The organism is Citrobacter sp. TBCS-14, assembly GCF_005280805.1.
Lineage (GTDB): Bacteria > Pseudomonadota > Gammaproteobacteria > Enterobacterales > Enterobacteriaceae > Citrobacter > Citrobacter gillenii.
Genome location: NZ_SZWM01000164.1, coordinates 962,906 through 984,332, shown reverse-complemented (window position 1 = coordinate 984,332; position 21,427 = coordinate 962,906). Strand labels below are relative to the sequence as shown.

The 21,427-nt window shown below is 53.4% G+C and carries 22 protein-coding genes; 9 read left to right on the top strand and 13 right to left on the bottom strand.

Annotated elements, in window-relative coordinates:
* Nucleotides 1-39: 39 nt before the first annotated feature.
* From preA to FDX22_RS08370, 7 genes are all read right to left on the bottom strand, one after another.
* On the bottom strand, nucleotides 40-1,275 hold the full coding sequence (preA, locus tag FDX22_RS08400; RefSeq protein ID WP_096756488.1) for an NAD-dependent dihydropyrimidine dehydrogenase subunit PreA: 1,236 nt from the start codon (nucleotides 1,273-1,275) through the stop codon (nucleotides 40-42).
* Nucleotides 1,269-2,510, bottom strand: coding sequence for an NAD(P)-dependent oxidoreductase (locus FDX22_RS08395; RefSeq protein ID WP_146717026.1), 1,242 nt, complete (start codon nucleotides 2,508-2,510; stop codon nucleotides 1,269-1,271). Before FDX22_RS08395 ends, preA begins: the two co-directional genes overlap by 7 nt.
* Nucleotides 2,511-2,743: 233 nt before the next feature.
* Complete coding sequence (locus FDX22_RS08390; RefSeq protein WP_096756490.1) at nucleotides 2,744-2,983, bottom strand: DUF2542 family protein; 240 nt, start codon at nucleotides 2,981-2,983, stop codon at nucleotides 2,744-2,746.
* A gap of 2 nt (nucleotides 2,984-2,985) precedes the next feature.
* Nucleotides 2,986-3,705, bottom strand: a complete 720-nt coding sequence (gene sanA, locus FDX22_RS08385) for an outer membrane permeability protein SanA (RefSeq protein WP_117343464.1) — start codon at nucleotides 3,703-3,705, stop codon at nucleotides 2,986-2,988.
* A 205-nt stretch (nucleotides 3,706-3,910) separates the two neighbouring features.
* Nucleotides 3,911-4,795 (bottom strand): cytidine deaminase, encoded by an 885-nt coding sequence (cdd, locus tag FDX22_RS08380; protein ID WP_146717025.1) that lies wholly within the window; start codon nucleotides 4,793-4,795, stop codon nucleotides 3,911-3,913.
* Between the two features lie 147 nt (nucleotides 4,796-4,942).
* Entirely contained in the window at nucleotides 4,943-5,638 is a 696-nt protein-coding gene (locus tag FDX22_RS08375; protein ID WP_096756493.1) for a CidB/LrgB family autolysis modulator, read from the bottom strand.
* Nucleotides 5,635-6,033, bottom strand: a complete 399-nt coding sequence (locus tag FDX22_RS08370) for a CidA/LrgA family protein (RefSeq protein WP_146717024.1) — start codon at nucleotides 6,031-6,033, stop codon at nucleotides 5,635-5,637. The genes FDX22_RS08375 and FDX22_RS08370 overlap by 4 nt, the downstream gene beginning before the upstream one ends.
* A gap of 214 nt (nucleotides 6,034-6,247) precedes the next feature.
* Between FDX22_RS08370 and dusC the strand changes: the two genes are divergently transcribed.
* Nucleotides 6,248-7,186, top strand: a complete 939-nt coding sequence (gene dusC / locus FDX22_RS08365; RefSeq protein WP_115258034.1) for a tRNA dihydrouridine(16) synthase DusC — start codon at nucleotides 6,248-6,250, stop codon at nucleotides 7,184-7,186.
* 56 nt (nucleotides 7,187-7,242) lie between these two features.
* Here the strand turns inward: dusC and yohP are convergent, their stop codons facing one another.
* Nucleotides 7,243-7,326, bottom strand: coding sequence for a small membrane protein YohP (gene yohP / locus FDX22_RS08360; RefSeq protein WP_000698460.1), 84 nt, complete (start codon nucleotides 7,324-7,326; stop codon nucleotides 7,243-7,245).
* Between the two features lie 69 nt (nucleotides 7,327-7,395).
* The gene (locus FDX22_RS08355) at nucleotides 7,396-8,130 is read right to left on the bottom strand and encodes a bifunctional 2-polyprenyl-6-hydroxyphenol methylase/3-demethylubiquinol 3-O-methyltransferase UbiG (protein WP_146717023.1); all 735 of its coding nucleotides are present in this window, start codon (nucleotides 8,128-8,130) and stop codon (nucleotides 7,396-7,398) included.
* Nucleotides 8,131-8,299: 169 nt separating this feature from the next.
* On the opposite strand from FDX22_RS08355, the gene mdtQ reads away from it, so the two are divergent.
* On the top strand, nucleotides 8,300-9,739 hold the full coding sequence (gene mdtQ / locus FDX22_RS08350; RefSeq protein WP_117343469.1) for a multidrug resistance outer membrane protein MdtQ: 1,440 nt from the start codon (nucleotides 8,300-8,302) through the stop codon (nucleotides 9,737-9,739).
* Nucleotides 9,740-9,757: 18 nt separating this feature from the next.
* Here the strand turns inward: mdtQ and FDX22_RS08345 are convergent, their stop codons facing one another.
* The gene (locus FDX22_RS08345) at nucleotides 9,758-10,336 is read right to left on the bottom strand and encodes a DedA family protein (protein WP_115258037.1); all 579 of its coding nucleotides are present in this window, start codon (nucleotides 10,334-10,336) and stop codon (nucleotides 9,758-9,760) included.
* A 163-nt stretch (nucleotides 10,337-10,499) separates the two neighbouring features.
* On the opposite strand from FDX22_RS08345, the gene FDX22_RS08340 reads away from it, so the two are divergent.
* Nucleotides 10,500-11,087: a Yip1 family protein gene (locus tag FDX22_RS08340; RefSeq protein WP_146717022.1), complete on the top strand. Its 588-nt coding sequence runs from the start codon at nucleotides 10,500-10,502 to the stop codon at nucleotides 11,085-11,087.
* A 180-nt stretch (nucleotides 11,088-11,267) separates the two neighbouring features.
* Nucleotides 11,268-12,215 carry a D-alanyl-D-alanine endopeptidase gene (pbpG, locus tag FDX22_RS08335; protein WP_146717021.1) on the top strand — a complete coding sequence of 316 codons (948 nt, stop codon included), beginning with the start codon at nucleotides 11,268-11,270 and terminating at the stop codon, nucleotides 12,213-12,215.
* Nucleotides 12,216-12,279: 64 nt separating this feature from the next.
* Here pbpG and dld read toward each other — a convergent pair whose 3' ends face one another.
* Nucleotides 12,280-13,992 (bottom strand): D-lactate dehydrogenase, encoded by a 1,713-nt coding sequence (dld, locus tag FDX22_RS08330; RefSeq protein ID WP_135911736.1) that lies wholly within the window; start codon nucleotides 13,990-13,992, stop codon nucleotides 12,280-12,282.
* A gap of 232 nt (nucleotides 13,993-14,224) precedes the next feature.
* On the opposite strand from dld, the gene bglX reads away from it, so the two are divergent.
* The 5 genes from bglX to FDX22_RS08305 all read left to right on the top strand — a co-directional run bounded on the left by bglX (nucleotide 14,225) and on the right by FDX22_RS08305 (nucleotide 20,506).
* Entirely contained in the window at nucleotides 14,225-16,522 is a 2,298-nt protein-coding gene (gene bglX, locus FDX22_RS08325) for a beta-glucosidase BglX (RefSeq protein WP_117343472.1), read from the top strand.
* A 229-nt stretch (nucleotides 16,523-16,751) separates the two neighbouring features.
* The gene (locus FDX22_RS08320; RefSeq protein WP_115258042.1) at nucleotides 16,752-17,669 is read left to right on the top strand and encodes an ABC transporter substrate-binding protein; all 918 of its coding nucleotides are present in this window, start codon (nucleotides 16,752-16,754) and stop codon (nucleotides 17,667-17,669) included.
* 33 nt (nucleotides 17,670-17,702) lie between these two features.
* Nucleotides 17,703-18,851, top strand: a complete 1,149-nt coding sequence (locus tag FDX22_RS08315) for an ABC transporter permease (RefSeq protein WP_146717020.1) — start codon at nucleotides 17,703-17,705, stop codon at nucleotides 18,849-18,851.
* Nucleotides 18,844-19,791 carry an ABC transporter ATP-binding protein gene (locus tag FDX22_RS08310; RefSeq protein ID WP_115258044.1) on the top strand — a complete coding sequence of 316 codons (948 nt, stop codon included), beginning with the start codon at nucleotides 18,844-18,846 and terminating at the stop codon, nucleotides 19,789-19,791. The genes FDX22_RS08315 and FDX22_RS08310 overlap by 8 nt, the downstream gene beginning before the upstream one ends.
* Nucleotides 19,775-20,506 (top strand): ABC transporter permease, encoded by a 732-nt coding sequence (locus tag FDX22_RS08305; RefSeq protein ID WP_135911741.1) that lies wholly within the window; start codon nucleotides 19,775-19,777, stop codon nucleotides 20,504-20,506. Before FDX22_RS08310 ends, FDX22_RS08305 begins: the two co-directional genes overlap by 17 nt.
* Here FDX22_RS08305 and FDX22_RS08300 read toward each other — a convergent pair.
* Nucleotides 20,487-20,594 (bottom strand): protein YohO, encoded by a 108-nt coding sequence (locus FDX22_RS08300; RefSeq protein ID WP_003027354.1) that lies wholly within the window; start codon nucleotides 20,592-20,594, stop codon nucleotides 20,487-20,489. The genes FDX22_RS08305 and FDX22_RS08300 overlap by 20 nt on opposite strands.
* Before the next feature lie 52 nt (nucleotides 20,595-20,646).
* Nucleotides 20,647-21,378, bottom strand: coding sequence for an HTH-type transcriptional regulator MlrA (gene mlrA, locus FDX22_RS08295; RefSeq protein ID WP_115258046.1), 732 nt, complete (start codon nucleotides 21,376-21,378; stop codon nucleotides 20,647-20,649).
* Nucleotides 21,379-21,427 lie beyond the last annotated feature (49 nt).

Sequence of the window (21,427 nt, the reverse complement as noted above, 5' to 3'; positions counted from 1 at the left end):
GGCAGAGAAATGACTGCACCGGGCTTTTTGTTACTTGTGTTACAGCGTTACGGCATGTGCTTTCTCACCTGTTTTGAATTTGACCTCGCCTAAATCGATGCAGGCGACCGGACAAACGTGACCACACAGCAAGCAGCCGACGCATTTTTCCGTGTCGCAGTGCGGTGTACGGGTCTGCTCATCCCACTCCATCGCCTGATGTCCTCCGTCATAGCAGGAGATATAGCAGCGTCCGCAGCCGACGCATTTTTCGAGGTTGATATGGGGGTAGACGATGTAACTACGGTCAAGATCTTCAGCCGGAATAATATTGGCATTGGCAAGACCGACCATCTCTTCCAGTGAGTTAAACCCCTGATCGGCAAGATAGTGCGACAGTCCGCTGGTCATATCTTCCACAATACGGTAGCCGTACTGCATGATCCCGGTGGTGACCTGCAGCGTGGCTGCGCCTAACAGCAAGAATTCGGCAGCATCTTCCCAGGTTTCAATACCGCCAATGCCGCTAATCGGGAAATCATGCAGTTCTGGGTGTGAACGCAGTTGTTGGATAAAGCGCAGTGCGATGGGTTTTACAGCCTTGCCGGAATAGCCAGAAATACTGGATTTCCCGTTGACCACCGGCATGCCGATCTTCCGCTTCAGGTCGATATTGGTGATGGATTTTACGGTGTTAATGGTCGCGATACCGTCAGCGCCTCCGTGTTTAGCCGCCAGAGCGACTTCGCACATATCACCGATATTTGGCGTCATTTTGGCTAACATCGGCAGGGAGGAACCGCGTTTAACTGCCCGACAGTATTTCTCAACCAACTCCGGGCTTTGCCCGACATCGCTGCCCATCGCATGTGAAGTCATCTGCGGACACGAGAAGTTGCACTCAATCATATCTGCACCGGCTTCTTCAACCAGTCGTGCCAGCTCCTGCCATTGCTGCTCATTTTCGCCCATGATTGACGCAATCAGCACCTTATCAGGGTAATGTTGTTTCAGTTTACGAATGGCGGCCAGGTTCTCTTCCAGCGGATGTTCGGCAATCTGCTCCATATTCTTGAAGCCAATAAAGCCGGTATCTTCTTTTGTCAGATGGTCAAATCGTGGGGAGACTTCGTTGGCAATAAAAAAACCAATTGTTTTAAACACAATGCCGCCCCAGCCGGTGTCATAGGCTTTGGCGCACATCTCAAAGCAGTTGCCTACCGGAGAAGAAGAGAGGCAAAACGGGTTGGGGAATTTTACGCCGCAAAAGGTAATAGAAAGATCTTTCGTTAACATGAGCAAACCCCCTCTAAATAGTGATGAATTGCCTGAGCGGCTTCTTTACCGGTTTTCACGGCAGACACCACGGTTTTATCTCCTTTGACAATATCGCCAGCGGCGAAAATAACCGGATCGGCGGTTTGATAATTGTGGGTTTCAATAAGATTACGTTGCGCTGTTAACGCGTGAAATGCATCCAACTGCGCGTGTTGACCGACGGCGAGAATAATATGCTCGGCTTCAAGAGAGAGTTCCCCTGGCAGACGCACGTGTTTAAAGGTGACTTTATTTCCGGCAACCGCTACCGGCGTAAAACCGTCGATGATCGACACGCCTAATGCCTGCGTGCTGGTAAACTCTTTGTCACTGGCGGGAAATTCAGCTAATTCTTCACGAGCGACACAGGTAACTGACGGGCAGCCGAGGAGTTTCAGCGTGCTGGCGACATCCATGGCGACATCGCCCCCGCCGATAATTAACGCACTCTGCGGTAAGGTGATATCACCGTGCGCCTGTCGCGCGCGTTGCAAGAAATCGACGGCGATCTCAACGTTATCCGCCTCATCAAACAATGGCAGGGTGGAACCATAAGACATCCCAACAGTCACCAGCACGGCGCGATTTTCAGCTTTGAGTTGTTCGACGGCGATCGTGTTGCCGACTTCGCAATCGCACTTGATGGTGACGCCCATTTCAACGATACGGGCAATCTCAAGATCCAACACGGATTGAGGCAGGCGAAACTCAGGAATGCCAAAGCGTAGCCAGCCACCCGGCTGAGCCTGCTTTTCGTAGATCGTTACGTCATAACCCAGGTTACTCAACGTCACGCTGGCCTGCAACCCAGCTGGCCCTGCGCCGATAATGGCGACTTTGCCACGTGTTTTGGTTGCCGGTTGATAAATTTTCATCGCAGTCTGCTGTTCAAAATCGGTAATAAAACGTTGCAGCCGTGCAATATCGATCGGTTTATCTATTCCTGAGCGCGTACATCCACGCTGGCATAATTTTTCGGTGGGGCATACCCGAGCACAAATGGCGCCGAGCGCATTATTTTCGCGAATAGTTTCGGCTGCCCCCTTAAAATTGCGAAAATAGATGGAGCGGATAAATTTCCCTGGGTCAGTTTGTGCCGGACAATCCTGACTACAGGGGGCATCGTGACATAATAAACAGCGCGAGGCCTCTTTTATTGCTAATAAGGGGGTGAAAGCGGGCGTTAGCTCATCCAGATAATTTTGTTGTGGCATCTTTTCTTCCTTAATGCTTGAGTAAATTAAGGCGAACTGTTAATAACAAAATATAAAAATAAAAAAGCCTTTCTTAAGGCTAAGCATTGCAGGAAGAGTATTCTGTGAAAGGTTTCACAAATAAAAGATGGTGTGAGGGAAATGCCGATAAGCAGCATTAATCCCTTATGTTAAAATAGGAATTATTATCATAATATTAGCTATTCTCAAGCGCTAATATTAATAACTGGATTTTATCGATAAAAGATTAAATAAATCACCATGCCAAAAGATAAACATCCGCATCCGGCGTAAACAAGAACGTATGACCAGAATTGCAGCGGTTCTTGATGACGATAGGCATAAACGGGTTCACGGGCGTTCTTCTTTATTTTATCCACCGCACCTGTACGCCAGCCCTTCCAGGCTTCACGAAAACAAAATACAGGGATTAACAGAAAGGCTAAAACGACGAAGAGGGTTTGCACATCCATGCTTATTTTCCTTGTTTCTTTTGTAATTCTAACAATTGTTCAGGCGTGACCGCCGGGTAGCCCTGCGCATCATCCGGAACCTGGTGCAGGGCCGGGATGGGCACCAGCGGACCTAAAAAACGCGGCTCACGTTTAAAAAGATAGAGATCGGCCAGGGCGCCAAAACGTGCGCCAAATTCGCGTACGCGTACGGTCAGCATATCTTTTGGTGACGGTACCGCGTAGCACTGGGCTTGAATGCCCATATGCAGCGCAATAAACAACGCGCGCTCGCAGTGGAATCGCTGAGTGATAATGATGAAATCGTTGGTATCAAATACTTTGCGGGTGCGCACAATGGAGTCAAGTGTACGGAAACCGGCGTAATCAAGCACGATGTCGGCAGGATCGACGCCAGCGGCAATCAGATCTTTACGCATCGTCATCGGTTCGTTGTAGTTTTGCTGGGCATTGTCGCCGCTGAGCAGCAGATAATTCACCTTACCGCTGTTATACGCGTTTAATGCGCCCTGAATGCGGTAGCGGTAATACTGGTTAATCACGCCGGTGCGATAGTATTTCGCGGTGCCTAATACCACGCCGACCTGACGGTAGGGTAAATCCTGCAATTCGTCGTAGATATAGGGTGCCGTCTTCCAGCTCATCCATCGGTCGAGGCCAAGCACCGTCAACAGCAGTAAGCCTATCAGGACTAACAAGCTGTAAAACACGCGCTTTAACATGTAGATAACTCGGCAATGGGATGGAATGTTAATCAGGCTACTGTACTCGACGGCGTAGCGCAAGAAACAGCAGTCTGATTGAGGGGATTTTCAGCAATACTGTTTAGATCATGTAGGTCAGATAAGACGCTAACGCGTTGCCATCAGGCTATGGCGATAATGCCTGATGGCGGCGTTGGCTTATCCGGCCTACATGACGACCTTTTTATGCTAGCAAAACGCGCTCGATGTGGTTGCAGCCCAGAGCTTTTAGGGTAGCGGCAGTGGCATCCCACTGGATCAACGGCGCATCGGCTTTTTCTGCCAGTACGGCGCGTTGAATATCCGGGTAATCGTAGCCGTTCAGATTCAACAGGTTTAATGCACCCTGCAGCGGAGGCAGCGTGGGGTTAAAAGCGGCGTTTTCAGCGTAGCTACCGCTGAAGATTTGACCGTCTTTGCATTCCAGTGCCACACCGCTTGGGGCGTTGCTGTACGGCATATGGCAGCGGTTGGCTGCGGCGATCGCCGCCTGCGTCAGCGCGTCACCTTGCAGCGCAAAGCCGTGATCCTGTTCATCCATCAGCAATGTTTTGATGTCGAGATCTTTCGGACCAAAAGCATCCGGCAGGTAGTCACGCAGCGCGTGCGGCTCACGACCCGGCAAATGAATGCGTAAATCCAGCCCGCTGTTCAGCTCGTTCATAAACTGACGGCAGTGGCCGCAGGGGGTGTAGTTGACGGTAATGGCGGCGAGTCCCTTTTCTCCGCGCAGCCAGGCGTGACTGATGGCGCTTTGCTCGGCATGAACGGTTTGCTGCATCGTCGCGCCGAGGAATTCCATATTGCCACCAAAATACCAGTTGCCACTGACGCCGCGCGCAATGGCACCAACGTTAAAATGGGACAGATCGGTACGTGCGCAGGCGGCAGCCAGCGGCAGCAGAGCGAATGCCAGCGCGTCTTCGTCCAGTCCCGATTCGCGTTTCAGCAAAGAGACCTGCTCCGCAGTCAACATGGCGGGGAAATGGACATCCGCCAGAAGGGGGGCCAGGGCTGATTGCACGTTACCCGCGAGTTGGGCGAAAGCAGTTTGAAAACGTGGATGCATGGCGATGCCTCATAACAATGTAATGGAATCGTAGTTTACGGGCCTGTTACGGCTTTATATGTGATCCAAATCTCACTGTGTATGCAACTCATGAAACTTAAATTAAAAATGTGCAACGCATCGCAAATAAATGAACTAAAAATGGCGCTAACCGACTACAGCCAGAATCACCGGGAACAGGAAGGGGGCCACCAGCGAGGTGATGATCCCGCAAATAACCAGTGCCAGGGAACTGAACGCACCTTCCTGGTAATCAAGCTCCGCGCAGCGTGCCGTACCCAGGGCGTGTGACGCGGTCCCCATTGCCAGTCCACGCGCCGCCTTGGTGCGAATGCGCATCGCATTTAACAGTGTGTGGCCAAACACGGCGCCCAGGATCCCGACAAAGATGACGCAGACGGCGCTGATAGCAGGAATACCGCCGATGCTACCCCCCACTGCCATGGCGATCGGCGTGGTGACCGATTTAGGCATTATAGATGCGGCAATTTCTGGCGATGCCCCCATCAGTAACGCAATAGTGGTCCCGGTGACCATCGCCACAATGCTACCAGCAAAGCAGATGGCAATAATGGATTTCCAGCGGGCGCGGATTTGGTGCAGCTGTTCGTACAGCGGGTATGCCAACGCGACCACGGCTGGTTGCAGTAAATCGTTCAGCACTTCGCTACCTTTGAAATAGTGATCGTAGGGAATGCCGGTCAGGATCAGAAAAGGAATAATCACCACCATGGCAACCAGCAGCGGGTTTAGCAGCGGCATTTTGATCCGCATTGCCAACTTACGTGCGCCAAAAAATACCGCCAGCGTGAGGGGTAACGACCACCAGATATACGCCATCATTCTTTTGACCCTTTTTGCCCAACGATTTTGCGTTCACCGTGCACAAGGTGTGAGCTCCAGCTCACCACCAGGAAAACGACCAGCGTACTGATGGTGCAGGACACCACGACCGGTCCAAATTGCGCGCGCAGCAAGTCAAAGTACTGCATGATCCCGGCGCCAATCGGGACAAACAGCAGCGCCATGTAACGAATCAGGACGTAGCAACCGGGGTTAACCCATTTCGCTGGCAGTATCTGTAATGCCAGCAGAACAAACAGAATCAGCATGCCAATAATGCTACCCGGGATGGTGATAGGCAGCAGTGAGGCAAGAAAAATACCCGCATACAGGCAGGCATAAATCAGGATAAACGCGCGTAAATATTGCCAGATAATGTTCAGTGACTTGCTCATAGTAGAAACCCTTGACGAGACCTATTCATCATACAATTAAACTTAAAAACGTGCTACCGATCACATCATGAATTCTAAGCATAGTGGAAATAGATAACTGGAACATCAGGCAATAGCCCCAATCGACAGGCTGACGCCTGTGTGCTGCTGACAGTGCTTTGATCTCTTGTACGGAGACGCTACCATAGCGCCTCTCTTTTTTGCAGGTAACAATATGCGTGTTTTACTGGCGCCGATGGAAGGCGTGCTCGACTCACTGGTGCGCGAGCTGCTGACTGAAGTTAATGATTATGATCTGTGTATCACCGAATTTGTGCGCGTGGTGGATCAGCTCCTGCCAGCAAAAGTATTTCATCGGATCTGCCCGGAGCTGCATAACAACAGCCGTACCCCATCCGGCACGCAGGTGCGCATCCAACTGCTGGGGCAGCATCCACAATGGCTGGCAGAGAACGCGGCCCGCGCGGTTGAGCTGGGGTCGTACGGTGTTGATCTGAACTGTGGCTGCCCGTCAAAACTGGTTAACGGCAGCGGTGGCGGCGCAACGCTATTGAAAGATCCTGAACTTATCTATCAGGGTGCGAAGGCGATGCGCGAGGCGGTGCCGGGTCATTTGCCGGTAACGGTGAAAGTGCGCCTGGGCTGGGACAGCAGCGACCGGCAGTTTGAAATCGCCGATGCCGTTCAGCAGGCGGGTGCCAGCGAACTGGCGGTTCATGGCCGCACCAAAGAGCAAGGGTATAAAGCGGAGCATATCAACTGGCAGGCTATCGGTGAGATCCGCCAGCGTCTTACGATTCCGGTTATCGCCAACGGTGAAATCTGGGACTGGCAGAGCGCGCAAAATTGTATGGCGGTCACCGGATGTGATGCGGTGATGATCGGACGCGGGGCGCTAAATATCCCGAACCTGAGTCGGGTGGTGAAATATAACGAACCGCGGATGCCGTGGCCCGACGTGGTGACATTACTGAAAAAATATACCCGTCTGGAAAAGCAGGGTGATACCGGGCTATATCATGTGGCGCGTATTAAGCAGTGGCTGGGATATTTACGCAAAGAATATGCCGAAGCGACGACGCTGTTTCAGGAGATTCGCGCTCTCAATAATTCACCGGATATCGCGCGGGCGATTCAGGCCATTGAGATTTAACCGGTCATTATATTACTGGCCGGAGACGGCGTTTACGCCGCCATCCGGCATTGATGTCAGAAAATCATCTTAAACACGCCAGTCACCACCAACAGTCCAATCAGAAAAATAATTAAAATAGCCCACAGCAGAATTTTCATTAGCCTTCCCTTTTTGGTAAGTTCAAATTTAGTATAGGAAACTATTGAAAACTCTGCCTGCAGGCACTGTTATGCCGGCTTACGTGCGCTGAGCAGAAACACCATCGGGCGCTCTTTCTCTTCATCCAGCGCGGGGTTGGCGGCAATCTGTTCAGCAGACGGTCCCCACTCATCAACACAGACAATCTCAAACCCGGCGCCAATAAGCGCGTTGATCCAGGTTGCCAGCTTGCGGTGTTGTTTTTTTACCCCTTCAGCAAACCAGTTGCTGATGCGTTCACCTTCCTGCTGATAGTGATTCACCGGCCAGGAGAGTTGCCCGGTTTTGTCTTTTATCCAACCTTGGGTGAGGGGCGCTGTATAAATTGGGTGTTCTGCCGAAAAGACCAACATTCCGCCTGGTGTTAACGCCTGGTAAATGGTTACCAATAATCGCTCTATATCCTGCAAATAGTGCAAGGCGAGCGAGCTATAAACCAGCTCAAAGGAATCCGTGGCCAACGTCAGCGTGTCAAGATCTTCGCGCTGGTACGAAATACCCTCTCCGGTGGTCATGTTGCGAGCCTGGGCTAACATTTTCTCTGAAATATCTAAGCCCACGACGCTTGCCGCGTGGTTATCGCGTGCGTAGCGGCAAAACCAGCCGTATCCGCAGCCTAGATCGAGAATGCGCTGACCTTGTAACGGAGGGAGCATGGCCTGCAATGCTGGCCATTCGGGCGCGCCGTCGAGTCCTTTTACGGAGCGGTCCAGCGTGGCATATCCGGCAAAGAAGTGCGGATCATCATAGATATTTTGTGACATCGTGCCTCCATTCATAAATTATTAGAATTATTTTATCCGTATTATTAAACGGGAATATATTTTTCTAATTATATATTTTGATGTCCAAAGATGTATTGCCACGCGTAACTAAAAAAGCATCTGCGACAAGTCGTACTCTTTGCACATCATTTCTTACAAGTATATCCCCATGAATCGTAATTCTGTGCTTCTTGCAGCGGCATGCTTGCCGCTTTTTATTCTGCTGCCCGGTTGTGCCCCAATGCACGATACCCGCCAGTCGCTCTCACAGCAGACGCCCGCTGAAAATGTGGATTCTGCGTTACCCGCGGCATTAAAAAATGGTTGGCCGGATAGCCAATGGTGGAAGGCATATCACGATCCCCAGTTGAATGCGTTGATTGACAGCACATTAAAGAATTCGCCTGATATGCAGGTGGCAGAGCAGCGTATCCAACTGGCAGAGGCGCAGGCGAAGGCCGTTGAGGCGCAGGATGGTCCGCAGATTGATTTCTCGGCAGACGTCGAGCGCCAGAAAATGTCGGCAGAAGGCTTGATGGGACCGTTTGCCCTCACCGATCCGGCGGCGGGCACCACCGGGCCGTGGTACACCAATGGCACCATGGGATTAACCGCTGGCTGGAACCTGGATCTGTGGGGTAAGAATCGGGCGGAGGTAACAGCACGCATTGGTGCAGTCAAAGCGCGTGAAGCTGAGCGCGAGCAAACCCGACAGCTGTTGGCGAGCGGTGTCTCCCGCTTATACTGGGAATGGCAGACGCAGGCGGCGCTGAAGACCGTGCTGACGCAAATCGAAACCGAGCAGCAAAATGTGATTACCGTCGATCGCGAGCTGTACCAAAACGGGTTGACCTCCTCGGTAGAAGGCGTTGAAACCGATATTGATTCCGGTAAAACGGAGCAGCAACTCAACGACGTCAACGGGAAAATGAAGGTCATCGAGGCGCGGTTGAGCGCGCTGACCAACACGCAGTCCACCTCGCTGAAGCTGCATGCCACCACGATGCCGGTCGTCGAAAGCCAGTTGCCGTCCCAGTTAGGTTATTCCTTGCTGGCCCGCCGACCGGACCTGCAGGCGGCTCACTGGTACATTGAATCTTCTCTGAGCAGTATTGATGCGGCAAAAGCGGCATTTTATCCCGACGTTAACCTGATGGCTTTCCTGCAGCAGGATGCTTTACATCTGAGCGATCTGTTCCGCCATTCTGCCCAACAAATGGGGGTCACCGCCGGATTAACGCTCCCGATCTTCGACAGCGGCAGGTTGAATGCGAATCTCGACATCACCAAAGCGCAAAGTAACCTGACCGTGGCCAATTACAATAAAGCGGTGGTTGATGCGGTGAATGATGTCGCGCGTGCGGCAACGCAGGTGGATACGCTGGCGCAGAAGAATCAGCATCAGCTGCAGATCGAACATGACGCGCAGCGGGTAGTGGGGCTTGCGCAGGCGCGGTTCAACGCCGGGATTATCGCCGGCTCCCGCGTCAGTGAGGCAAAAATTCCGGCACTGCGTGAACAGTGTAACGGCCTGATACTACAAGGTCAGTGGCTGGATGCGTCTATTCAGCTCACCAGCGCCCTGGGTGGCGGATACCACGCATCCTGAGAGTCTGGCCCGGCAGATTCAGGCTGTCGGGTCGGTTTTTTGTTTATTGCGCCGTTTCATCCACCAGCGGACCGCCACCACCAGCCCAACAACCAGAATCAGCCATACCCCATGCTTGATATGCTGGTCGAGGCTGTGCAGCCACGGCGCGACCACTTCTCCACCCACATAACCAAGGGTAGTAAACAGCAAGGCCCAGACCAGTGCGCCGAGAATATTCAGCGGTAAAAAGATTTTCGGCGGCAGGTGACTGGCACCAATCAGCAAGGGGCCAATGACCCGAAAGCCATACATAAAACGTGTCCCGACCACGAACAGGTATGGGCGCCGCTGGATCATTTTCTGTGCATACTGAATTTTTGCCCGATGACGCGAGAAGCGACGGAGAATGTTGCCGCCGTAACGACGACCAAGCAGATACAGCAACTGATCGCCAATCATTCCCCCCAGCGCGACAGAAACAACAACCAGCGGAAATTTGAGTAATCCCTGATGCGCCGCCACGCCGCCCAACAGGGTAATGGTTTCGCCTTCGGCCAGGCTGCCAATGATGAGCGCCGCATAGCCGTACTGGGCAATAAGATTGTTTATATCCATACGTCTGTATGACCTCCACAACCATTAGCATACACCTGATGAATTGTTGATGCCGGAAAAGCCGTCACCCAGCGCATCGGTATTTTTACCGTGTACATAAAATAATCAAAAGCTGAATTATACTTGAAGTGTTGAGGTCCGGAGCTGACAAGAAGGGGGCGGTATGAACCATGTCTGGGGGCTATTTTCCCATCCCGATCGTGAAATGCACGTGATCAACAGCGAAAACGAAAGCGTTTCGCATCACTATACCCACCATGTCCTGCTGATGGCGGCCATCCCGGTCGTCTGCGCATTTATTGGCACCACGCAAATCGGCTGGAATTTTGGCGACGGCAATGTATTGCAGTTATCCCTGTTGACCGGATTTGCGATGGCAATTCTGTTTTACGGTGTGATGCTCGCCGGTGTTGCTGTTATGGGCAGGGTTATCTGGTGGATGGCACGTAACTATCCGCAGCGTCCGTCGCTGGCACATTGCATGGTCTTTGCCGGCTATGTCGCCACGCCGCTGTTTTTAAGTGGGTTGGTGGCGCTGTATCCGCTGGTCTGGCTGTGTGCCTTAGTCGGAACTATCGCGCTGTTTTACACCGGCTATTTGCTGTATCTCGGCATCCCGACATTCCTGAATATCAGCAGAGAGGAAGGACTCAGCTTTTCCAGCTCAACGCTGGCAATTGGCGTCCTGGTGCTCGAAGTTCTGCTGGCGATTACGGTTATCCTGTGGGGGTACGGATACCGATTGTTCTAAGCTAACAACCTGTCTACTCTGCGTTGCTGGTGTAAAAGCCAGCAACGCAGCATTTCGAGATGATTCTCCGGTGGCGGCAATGCTGCCGGGTGGTTATGATGCCTGCGCTAGCTTGAGATTATTCTCTATCTCGGGCGGTGTGCGTTGTGACGTGCGTGAACCATTATCAGAAATCTCATCATGCTTAAATTTCGAGTTTCATTATTAAGCCTTGCCCTGGTGCTGGCAGTTCCTTTTGCACCCCAAGCCGTGGCGAAAACGGCGGCTACCGCAGCGGCCTCTCAACCCGAGATTGCGTCTGGTAGTGCGATGATTGTTGATTTGAATACCAATAAGGTCATCTATTCGAACCATCCGGACCTTGTGCGTCCGATTGCGTCGATCACCAAATTAATGACGGCGATGGTGGTGCTGGATGCACGACTGCCGCTGAACGAAAAGCTGAAAGTAGACATCAGCCAGACGCCAGAAATGAAAGGCATCTATTCTCGTGTACGGCTGAACAGTGAAATCAGCCGCAAAGACATGCTGCTGCTGGCGCTGATGTCATCGGAAAACCGTGCGGCGGCAAGCCTGGCGCATCATTATCCTGGCGGTTATAACGCGTTTATCAAAGCGATGAATGCCAAAGCGAAATCACTGGGGATGACTAAGACCCGCTTTGTGGAACCGACAGGGTTATCCATTCATAACGTGTCGACCGCCCGTGACCTCACTAAATTACTGATTGCCAGCAAACAGTATCCGCTGATTGGTCAGTTAAGTACCACGCGTGAAGACATGGCCACCTTTGCCAACCCGGCCTATACGCTGCCGTTCCGCAACACCAACCATCTGGTGTATCGCGATAACTGGAATATCCAGCTCACCAAAACCGGCTTTACCAACGCGGCGGGTCACTGTCTGGTGATGCGCACGGTCATCAACAACAAACCGGTGGCGCTGGTGGTGATGGATGCGTTTGGTAAATACACCCATTTTGCCGATGCCAGCCGTTTACGTACCTGGATAGAAACTGGCAAGGTGATGCCGGTTCCGGCGGCGGCACTGAGCTATAAAAAGCAAAAAGCCGCACAGATGGCGGCGACGGGGTCAGCGACGAGCGAACAAACGGCGCAGAACGATTAAACCGTAGGCCGGGCAAGCGAAGCGCCCCCGGCAACGTGCCCGATGGCGCTTACGCTTATCGGGCCTACGATTCTTTCCAGAACTTCTGTTTACTGGTTTTACCGATCCCTGGGTTCATGCTGTTGGTCGGATCGTTGGCGCGATAAAAACGCGTCAAGGTTTCCGGCGCTTTGTACAGGTGTCCCACATTGTGCTCTGCCGGGTACTGCGCCCCGCGAGCCTGCAACAGTTCCAGCATTTGCTCTTTCAGCGCATGCGCATCCACACCTTTCTTCACAATGTAATCCTGATGGAAGACATAGCACATAAAGTGTCCGTAATAGAGCTTATGCACCAGCTTACTGTCGATCTCGGGCGGCAGATGCTCATACCATTCCGTGTCGTTACGGCGCAACGCAATATCCAGCGCCAGAATATCTTCGACCTCATCGGCATGGACGGCCTGATAGCGAATCGCCGCTCCGGCTGCAGCAAAGCGGTGTAAAAAGGCTTTACTGCCTTCTTCCGGCGTACAGGCAAAGAAATCGCCCTCGGCCGTTTTGAAAAACTCGGTCAACCAGCTTTGTGCTTCGGCCACGCCGCCACCGGCCATTTTTAACAGCAGGTGGTGTTCGTATTTATCGCGCCAGCTTTTCATCCGCGCCGGTAAATGGCTGGGGAATAAATGGCCAAATTTCTGCATGGCACGGTCGGTAAAGTGCGGGCGGAAAATTTTCACTTTTTCCAGCATCGCGTCGGTGCGACCTTTCAGGGTAAAGAAGAACGGCATTTTGTCGGTGCCGAGCTTGTCTATCATCAGAAACGTATCTTTGCCGTACTGCTCGGCGATATCGTAGATATCACGGTGCATGTACTCGCCGGCGACCGGCAGGTGTTCGAACTTTGCCAGAATATGACGGCGGATCTCCGTCAGCACCTCTGGCTGATTGGTACCGATATAAAACACCTGCTGATTTTTCTCGGCTTCAAAGGTGTCGAGGCGCACCGCAAACACCGCCAGTTTTCCCGCGCAGCCGGAAGATTCAAACAGCCGGTCCGGGTCGGCGTTATAGCGTGCGGGGGTATCGGCTTCGATATCTCTGACGCGGGTAACGTAATCGTGATCGTGCGCGTGACGCCCGTCGTGATGCACATCGTCATCTTTAATGCGTTCGTCATCAAGTTTGCTGAGGATCTGCTCCGGCGTCTGGCCAAGTTCGATACCCAGATGGTTGACCAGCTGTAATTTGCCCTGTTCGTCAATTCGTGCAAACAGCGACATCTCGGTATATGCCGGGCCGCGCTGTACCAACGAGCCGCCGGAGTTGTTGCAAATCCCACCAATCACCGATGCGCCAATGCATGAAGAGCCAATCACCGAATGCGGTTCGCGACCAAATGGCTTGAGTGCTTTTTCCAGCGAATAGAGCGTAGTGCCGGGATACGCCAGAACCTGTTCGCCTTTGCCGATGACATGCAGTTTGTCGAGGCGCAGGGTGCTGATAATAACAATCTCGCGATCGTAGTCATTGCCGCTGGGCGTAGAGCCTTCGGTTAGCCCGGTATTGGCGGCCTGCATCAGGATAATTTTGTCGGCGACGACGCAGGCGTTCAGCACACGCCACAGTTCCAGCAATGAGCCAGGAAAGACAACGGCTAACGCCTCGCCCTGACCTGAGCGGAAGCCCTTGCGATAGCGGGCCGTTTTAGACGGTTCGGTAAGCAGGTGCGAATGACCCACCAGACGGGCCAGTTCGTTAAGCAACGCTTTATTATCGGTTGTTGTAATGGAAGACATTCTCCACTCCTTGTGGTGGGCAAAAATATCAGAAACAAGCATAGCGCTCTGTATGACAATACGCTTTCTCATTCAGGTTGTCTCTGAATTGGCTGTGCTTCATTCATCCCGGATTTCAAAATTAGGAGAATAACCTTAGCTTTCTTTATCTCTCCCGTTTAGGCTTACGGCAAACTGCGGTTTTTGTTATATTTTCGCTGCCTCGTCGGGAAAAAATAAAGAGAGAATCAACATGAAATGGCTTTGTTCTGTAGGTATCGCGGTGAGCCTGGCGTTGCAGCCAGCGCTGGCGGACTCCTTGTTTGGTAACCATCCTCTGACCCCTGAAGCACGGGATGCATTTGTTACCGATTTACTCAAACAGATGACCGTCGATGAGAAGATCGGCCAATTACGTTTGATAAGCGTCGGGCCGGATAACCCGAAAGAAGCCATCCGTGAGATGATCAAAGACGGGCAGGTTGGGGCGATTTTTAACACCGTTACCCGCGAGGATATCCGTAAAATGCAGGATCAGGTGATGGAACTCAGCCGCCTGAAAATCCCTCTCTTTTTCGCCTATGACGTACTGCACGGTCAGCGCACCGTGTTCCCGATAAGCCTCGGTCTGGCGTCATCGTTTAATCTGGATGCGGTCAGAACGGTGGGGCGCGTTTCTGCCTATGAAGCCGCAGACGATGGCCTGAATATGACCTGGGCGCCAATGGTTGATGTCTCGCGCGATCCGCGCTGGGGACGCGCCTCAGAAGGTTTCGGGGAAGATACTTATTTGACCGCCACGATGGGCAAAACCATGGTCGAAGCGATGCAGGGTAAAAGCCCGGCCGATCGCTATTCGGTGATGACCAGCGTCAAACACTTCGCCGCCTATGGCGCGGTAGAAGGCGGAAAAGAGTACAACACCGTGGATATGAGTCCGCAGCGGTTGTTTAACGACTATATGCCACCGTACAAAGCCGGGTTAGACGCCGGGAGCGGGGCGGTGATGGTGGGTCTTAACTCGCTGAACGGCACCCCTGCGACTTCTGACGCCTGGCTGTTGAAAGATGTGCTGCGCGATGAGTGGGGCTTTAAAGGGATTACCGTTTCCGATCACGGCGCGATTAAAGAGTTGATCAAACATGGTACCGCCTCCGATCCGGAAGACGCGGTGCGCGTGGCGATCAAGTCCGGCATTAACATGAGCATGAGCGATGAGTATTACAGTAAGTATCTACCGGGCCTGATTAAGTCAGGTAAGGTGACGATGGCTGAACTGGACGATGCCGCGCGTCATGTGCTGAACGTCAAATATGATATGGGGCTGTTTAACGATCCGTACAGCCATCTGGGGGCCAAAGAGACTGACCCGCAGGACACCAACGCGGAAAGCCGTTTACACCGTAAAGATGCGCGTGACGTTGCCCGCGAAAGTCTGGTGCTGCTGAAAAACCGTCTGGAAACGTTACCGCTGAAGAAATCGGGGACTGTGGCAGTCGTGGGACCACTGGCGGACAGCAAGCGTGATGTGATGGGCAGCTGGTCGGCAGCAGGCGTTGCCGAACAGTCAGTGACGGTTCTGACGGGCATTAAAAATGCGCTCGGCGATAAGGGCAAAGTGGTGTACGCCAAAGGGGCGAATATCACTAACGATAAAGGCATTGTCGACTTCCTCAATCTGTATGAAGAGGCGGTGAAAGTCGACCCACGCTCGCCGCAGGCCATGATTGATGAAGCGGTCAAGGCCGCGCAGCAGTCTGATGTGGTGGTCGCTGTGGTCGGTGAAGCGCAAGGTATGGCGCATGAAGCCTCCAGCCGGACCGATATCACGATTCCGCAAAGCCAGCGTGACCTGATTACCGCGCTGAAAGCCACCGGCAAGCCGCTGGTGCTGGTGCTGATGAACGGGCGTCCATTGGCGCTGGTGAAAGAAGACCAGCAGGCCGACGCGATTCTGGAAACCTGGTTTGCCGGGACGGAAGGCGGCAACGCCATTGCCGATGTCCTGTTTGGCGATTACAACCCGTCAGGTAAACTGCCGATGTCTTTCCCGCGCTCTGTCGGACAGATCCCGGTCTATTACAGCCACCTGAATACCGGTCGTCCGTATAACGCCGATAAGCCGAACAAATACACCTCACGCTACTTTGACGAAGCCAACGGCCCGCTGTATCCCTTTGGCTATGGTCTGAGCTACACCACCTTTACCGTTTCTGATGTGAAGCTTTCTGCACCGACGATGAAGCGTGATGGAACGGTCACCGCCAGCGTGCAGGTTACCAACACCGGCAAACGCGAAGGAGCGACGGTGATTCAGATGTATTTACAGGATGTGACCGCTTCCATGAGTCGTCCTGTCAAACAGCTGAAAGGATTTGAGAAGGTGAATCTCAAACCGGGCGAGACGCAAACGGTCAGTTTCCCGATTGATATTGAGGCGTTGAAATACTGGAACCAGCGTATGCAATACGATGTGGAGCCGGGCAAATTCAACGTCTTTATCGGCGTAGATTCTGCCAGAGTGAAGCAGGGCGAGTTTGAACTGCTGTAATGATCAGGTGAATTTGCGTCAGACCTGATGGCTCCACACGTGTCAGGTCCATAGATTCATCCCCACCGGCAAAGCCCCTGAGGTTTTGCCGGTCTTTTTATATTTATCACCGAGTTACTGCTAATCCTTCCCTCCGTTACCCCTCAATTGCCAGGTTAAGGTCAGATTTTTCGACTATGCTTTTCCCTCTATGTCCTGAAAAGGACTGTCAAAGGATGAGGAGAGCAGCATGATAATCTCAAAGGTCTGGGCGGGCTCGCTGGCGCTGTTTGCCGCGATGAGCTTACCCCTGCAGGCCGCATCACCCGTCACGGTGGGATCAAAAATTGATACGGAAGGGGCGCTGCTCGGCAATATGATTTTGCAGGTGCTTGAAAGCCACGGCGTGAAAACCGTCAATAAAGTCCAGTTGGGAACCACGCCAGTGGTGCGCGGGGCCATCACCTCCGGCGAACTGGATATTTACCCGGAATATACCGGAAACGGGGCTTTCTTCTTTAAAGATGAAAATGACCCGGCGTGGAAAAATGCGCAGGCCGGTTATGAAAAAGTCAAAAAACTGGATGCGGAACAGAACAAACTGGTCTGGCTAACGCCTGCGCCCGCTAATAACACCTGGACCATTGCCCTCCGTCAGGATGTCGCCGAAAAGAATAAGCTCGTTTCGCTGGCTGACCTGGGACGCTACCTGAAAGACGGCGGCACGTTCAAACTGGCCGCCTCGGCAGAGTTTATCGAACGTGCGGATGCGTTGCCTGCGTTTGAAAAAGCATATGGCTTTACGCTCAATCAAAATCAGCTTTTATCGCTGGCAGGGGGAGACACGGCGGTGACCATTAAAGCCGCTGCGCAGCAAACCTCAGGCGTCAATGCCGCGATGGCCTACGGGACCGACGGCCCTGTTGCGGCGCTGGGGCTGCAAACGCTCAGCGATCCAAAAGGTGTCCAGCCGATCTATGCTCCTGCGCCAGTGGTGCGTGAATCAGTACTGCAGGCCTACCCACAAATGGCGGAATGGCTGCAGCCGGTCTTTGCCAGTCTCGATGAAAAAACGCTGCAACAGCTTAATGCCAGTATCGCCGTTGAAGGGCTGGATGCGAAAAAAGTCGCAGCAGATTACCTGAAGCAAAAAGGATGGGTGAAGTAACGGAGTTTGCATCAGGTGAGTGTTGTATCAACGATGTCTGTTAATCGAGTGCTGTTGCTGCTGGTATTTCTGCTAATGGCGGCAGCCGTGCTGCCTTTCATCAGTTATGCCCCCAATCGTCTGGTCTCTGGCGAAGGTCGACAACTCTGGGAACTCTGGCCCGGTTTTGCGTGGGGGCTGGCGGCGATGTTTCTGCTACTGGTGGCGCTGTGTTTTATCCCCGGTCGCGCCGGCAACGTGTTAACCCTGATCGTAGTGCAACTGCTGCTGATAGCGGCGTTGATTGCCGCCGGTAAAACGGCAAGCGGGCTGGCGCAGACGGGAAGTCCGCTGGCGAGAACCAGTCTGGGTAGCGGATTCTGGCTTGGGCTGGGACTGATGCTGCTGGCGCTCAGCGACGCGATTCGTCGTCTCACCGCGAGGCCACTGTGGCGTTGGTTACTGCATATGCACATTGCCATCGTCCCCGTTGCGCTGCTGCTGACCGGGATGTTCAACGACCTTTCGCTGCTCAAAGAGTATGCCAATCGTCAGGATGTCTTCGACGATGCGCTGGCGCAACATCTGACTATCCTGCTCGGAACCGTGCTGCCAGCGCTGGTGATTGGCATCCCGTTGGGCATCTGGTGCGCCTTCTCTACGTCGCGCCAGGGGCCGGTATTTGCCGTACTGAATATTATTCAGACCATTCCTTCCGTGGCGCTGTTTGGCCTGCTGATTGCCCCGCTTGCCGGGCTGGTTCAGCATTTTCCCTGGTTACGTGCATTGGGCATTGCCGGAACCGGGTTGGCCCCTGCGCTGATTGCGCTGGTGCTGTACGCGCTACTGCCGCTGGTGCGCGGCGTGGTGGCGGGGCTGAACCAGGTTCCTCTCGATGTGCTGGAAAGCGCCTGGGCAATGGGAATGAGCTCGCGTCAGCGCTTTTGTTCGGTACAACTCCCGCTGGCGTTACCTGTCTTCTTGCGCAGTTTACGCGTCGTGATGGTGCAGACGGTGGGGATGGCCGTTATTGCCGCACTGATTGGCGCGGGGGGATTTGGCGCATTGGTTTTTCAGGGATTGCTCAGCAGTGCCGTCGATTTAGTACTACTGGGTGTCGTCCCGGTGGTGGTGCTGGCGGTGCTGATCGATGCCCTGTTTGATTTAGGTTTAGCTCTGCTGAAGGTGACCGTTGATGATTGAATTTAGCCATGTCTGTAAAACCTTTGGCCAACAACACGCGGTCAACGATCTCAATCTGCATTTTCGCGAAGGCAGCTTTTCCGTCTTGATTGGTACGTCGGGGTCGGGGAAGTCCACCACGCTCAAAATGATTAACCGTCTGGTGGAGCATGATAGCGGGACGATTCGCTTTGCTGGCGATGAGATCCGCAGCCTGCCGGTGCTGGAATTAAGACGACGGATGGGATACGCCATTCAGTCTATTGGACTGTTTCCGCACTGGACCGTTGCACAGAACATTGCCACCGTATTGCAGCTGCAGAAATGGTCGCGTTCACGTATTGATGACCGAACAGATGAACTGATGGCGTTGCTGGGGTTGGAAGAGGGGTTGCGTCATCGTTATCCTCATCAGCTCTCCGGTGGGCAACAACAGCGGGTGGGAGTGGCGCGTGCGCTGGCCGCCGATCCCCAGGTGCTGCTGATGGATGAACCTTTTGGTGCGCTGGATCCGGTAACGCGCAGCGCCTTGCAGCAGGAGATGACCCGCATTCACCGGCTGTTGGGACGCACCATTGTGCTGGTTACCCATGATATTGACGAAGCGCTGAGGCTGGCGGAACACCTGGTGCTGATGGACGCAGGTCAGGTGGTGCAACAAGGCACGCCGCTATCGATGCTCACAGCACCGGCTAACGACTTCGTGCACACCTTTTTTGGCCGCAGCGAACTGGGTGTTCGGCTACTGGCGCTGCGCACTGTCGGTGATTTTACCCGCCGCCATGAGCAGCTCAGCGGCGAGCCGCTGGTAGACGAGATGACACTGCGCGATGCGCTCTCTATTTTTGTGGCACGGGGGTGCGACGTTCTGCCGGTGGTTGACGCAAAGGGCGGAGCCTGCGGGACGCTCCATTTTCAGGATTTACTCTCACCGAGGCCGCACCGTGAAACGTCTGACTGATCCGCTGTTATGGCTGGTTATCTGTTTTCTGCTGCTGCTGGCAGGGTTGCCTCATAGCCAGGCGCTGTTTAGCGCGCTGTTCCCGCAGCTGCCGCGACCGGTTTATCAGCAGGAGAGTTTTCTGGCGCTGGCGTTGGCCCATTTTAGTCTGGTGGGGATCTCGAGCCTGGTGGCGGTGATCATTGGCATGGGGGCGGGGATCGTGGTCACGCGTTCATGGGGAACTGAATTCAGACCGCTGGTGGAAACCATTGCCGCCGTGGGGCAAACTTTTCCGCCGGTCGCCGTGCTGGCCATCGCTGTTCCGGTGATGGGGTTTGGTCCACAGCCGGCCATCATCGCGCTGATCTTGTACGGCGTGTTACCGATTTTACAGGCGACGCTGGCGGGTCTGGGCGGGATATCAGCCAGCGTGCTGGATGTTGCCAGTGGAATGGGGATGAGCAGCGGTCAACGGCTGCGCAAAGTGGAGCTGCCGCTGGCCGCGCCGGTTATTCTGGCTGGTATTCGCACGTCGGTGATTATTAACATTGGCACCGCAACGATCGCCTCAACTGTGGGGGCAAACACGCTGGGTACGCCGATAATCATCGGGCTGAGCGGGTTTAATACTGCCTATGTGATACAGGGGGCGCTTCTGGTCGCGTTGGCGGCCATCATTGTCGATCGCGGGTTTGAGCGAGTCGCGCAACACCTTACCCGGCACGTAAAATAAAGGTATAGCCTGCAAGCATCACACCGCCGATTCCGCCGATGGCCATCAACAGGAAGAGGGTGATCACGCCGATTTTAGCTGCGCTCATGATGTACTCCTTATGGTATATAAAAGGATTGTACACGTTTGTTAATGGAATATTAAATACCGAGTGGATAAATATCGTGGCCTAGCGCACGCCACTCGGTTAATTGTTGGTGTTGAGCGGCCGTCTGGTTATCGCCGCACCACACCAGAAGTGTCCGGCCTTCAAACAGTTCCGGTCTCAGTTGATTGAGCGAGTGAGCCAGTACGTCAACCCGCCATCCTTGCTGGCTGGCGACCCAGCCCTCCAGCCATAGCCGGGTGGTATCGTGAATATTCCAGCCGACGACCAGCGCGTCTTTACCTTGTTTCTTACGGGCTGAGGCGAGGCAAATCGCAATGTAGTTAATCAGCACGCCGTCAAGAATGCCGAGCAGTGCCTGAAGAATAGGTTGCTGACATTGCAGGCGTCGCCGCAGCGGAATGAACAGATGGGTGTTCAGCGTCTGGGCGGGATAATCCTGGCCACGTTCTTTGATCCACAATCGCAGACTATGCAAATTATTACTTTGCAAATAGCTCAACAGCGTTTCTTGCTGCTCGCGCCAGCCGTTGTGCACATCAATGCTCTCATTGCTGAGCAACATTTTAACCTTACTGACCTGCACACCGTTGTTTATCCAGCGTTTGATCTCGCGGATCCTGTCGATGTCCGCGTCGTTAAACAAACGATGACCGCCGTCTGTGCGCTGCGGTTTCAGTAATCCATATCGCCGCTGCCACGCACGTAAAGTGACAGGGTTAATATCACAAAGCAAAGCCACTTCACCGATGGTGTAAAGCGCCATTTGTTGTCTCACTCTTGCTCGCGAGGTCCCAGTTTTACTTTAGACGCTC

Coding starts and splice junctions, on each gene's coding strand:
- preA (WP_096756488.1), bottom strand. CDS start 1,275: ATGTTAACGAAAGATCTTTCTATTACCTTTTGCGGCGTAAAATTCCCC.
- FDX22_RS08395 (WP_146717026.1), bottom strand. CDS start 2,510: ATGCCACAACAAAATTATCTGGATGAGCTAACGCCCGCTTTCACCCCC.
- FDX22_RS08390 (WP_096756490.1), bottom strand. CDS start 2,983: ATGGATGTGCAAACCCTCTTCGTCGTTTTAGCCTTTCTGTTAATCCCT.
- sanA (WP_117343464.1), bottom strand. CDS start 3,705: ATGTTAAAGCGCGTGTTTTACAGCTTGTTAGTCCTGATAGGCTTACTG.
- cdd (WP_146717025.1), bottom strand. CDS start 4,795: ATGCATCCACGTTTTCAAACTGCTTTCGCCCAACTCGCGGGTAACGTG.
- FDX22_RS08375 (WP_096756493.1), bottom strand. CDS start 5,638: ATGATGGCGTATATCTGGTGGTCGTTACCCCTCACGCTGGCGGTATTT.
- FDX22_RS08370 (WP_146717024.1), bottom strand. CDS start 6,033: ATGAGCAAGTCACTGAACATTATCTGGCAATATTTACGCGCGTTTATC.
- dusC (WP_115258034.1), top strand. CDS start 6,248: ATGCGTGTTTTACTGGCGCCGATGGAAGGCGTGCTCGACTCACTGGTG.
- yohP (WP_000698460.1), bottom strand. CDS start 7,326: ATGAAAATTCTGCTGTGGGCTATTTTAATTATTTTTCTGATTGGACTG.
- FDX22_RS08355 (WP_146717023.1), bottom strand. CDS start 8,130: ATGTCACAAAATATCTATGATGATCCGCACTTCTTTGCCGGATATGCC.
- mdtQ (WP_117343469.1), top strand. CDS start 8,300: ATGAATCGTAATTCTGTGCTTCTTGCAGCGGCATGCTTGCCGCTTTTT.
- FDX22_RS08345 (WP_115258037.1), bottom strand. CDS start 10,336: ATGGATATAAACAATCTTATTGCCCAGTACGGCTATGCGGCGCTCATC.
- FDX22_RS08340 (WP_146717022.1), top strand. CDS start 10,500: ATGAACCATGTCTGGGGGCTATTTTCCCATCCCGATCGTGAAATGCAC.
- pbpG (WP_146717021.1), top strand. CDS start 11,268: ATGCTTAAATTTCGAGTTTCATTATTAAGCCTTGCCCTGGTGCTGGCA.
- dld (WP_135911736.1), bottom strand. CDS start 13,992: ATGTCTTCCATTACAACAACCGATAATAAAGCGTTGCTTAACGAACTG.
- bglX (WP_117343472.1), top strand. CDS start 14,225: ATGAAATGGCTTTGTTCTGTAGGTATCGCGGTGAGCCTGGCGTTGCAG.
- FDX22_RS08320 (WP_115258042.1), top strand. CDS start 16,752: ATGATAATCTCAAAGGTCTGGGCGGGCTCGCTGGCGCTGTTTGCCGCG.
- FDX22_RS08315 (WP_146717020.1), top strand. CDS start 17,703: ATGTCTGTTAATCGAGTGCTGTTGCTGCTGGTATTTCTGCTAATGGCG.
- FDX22_RS08310 (WP_115258044.1), top strand. CDS start 18,844: ATGATTGAATTTAGCCATGTCTGTAAAACCTTTGGCCAACAACACGCG.
- FDX22_RS08300 (WP_003027354.1), bottom strand. CDS start 20,594: ATGAGCGCAGCTAAAATCGGCGTGATCACCCTCTTCCTGTTGATGGCC.
- mlrA (WP_115258046.1), bottom strand. CDS start 21,378: ATGGCGCTTTACACCATCGGTGAAGTGGCTTTGCTTTGTGATATTAAC.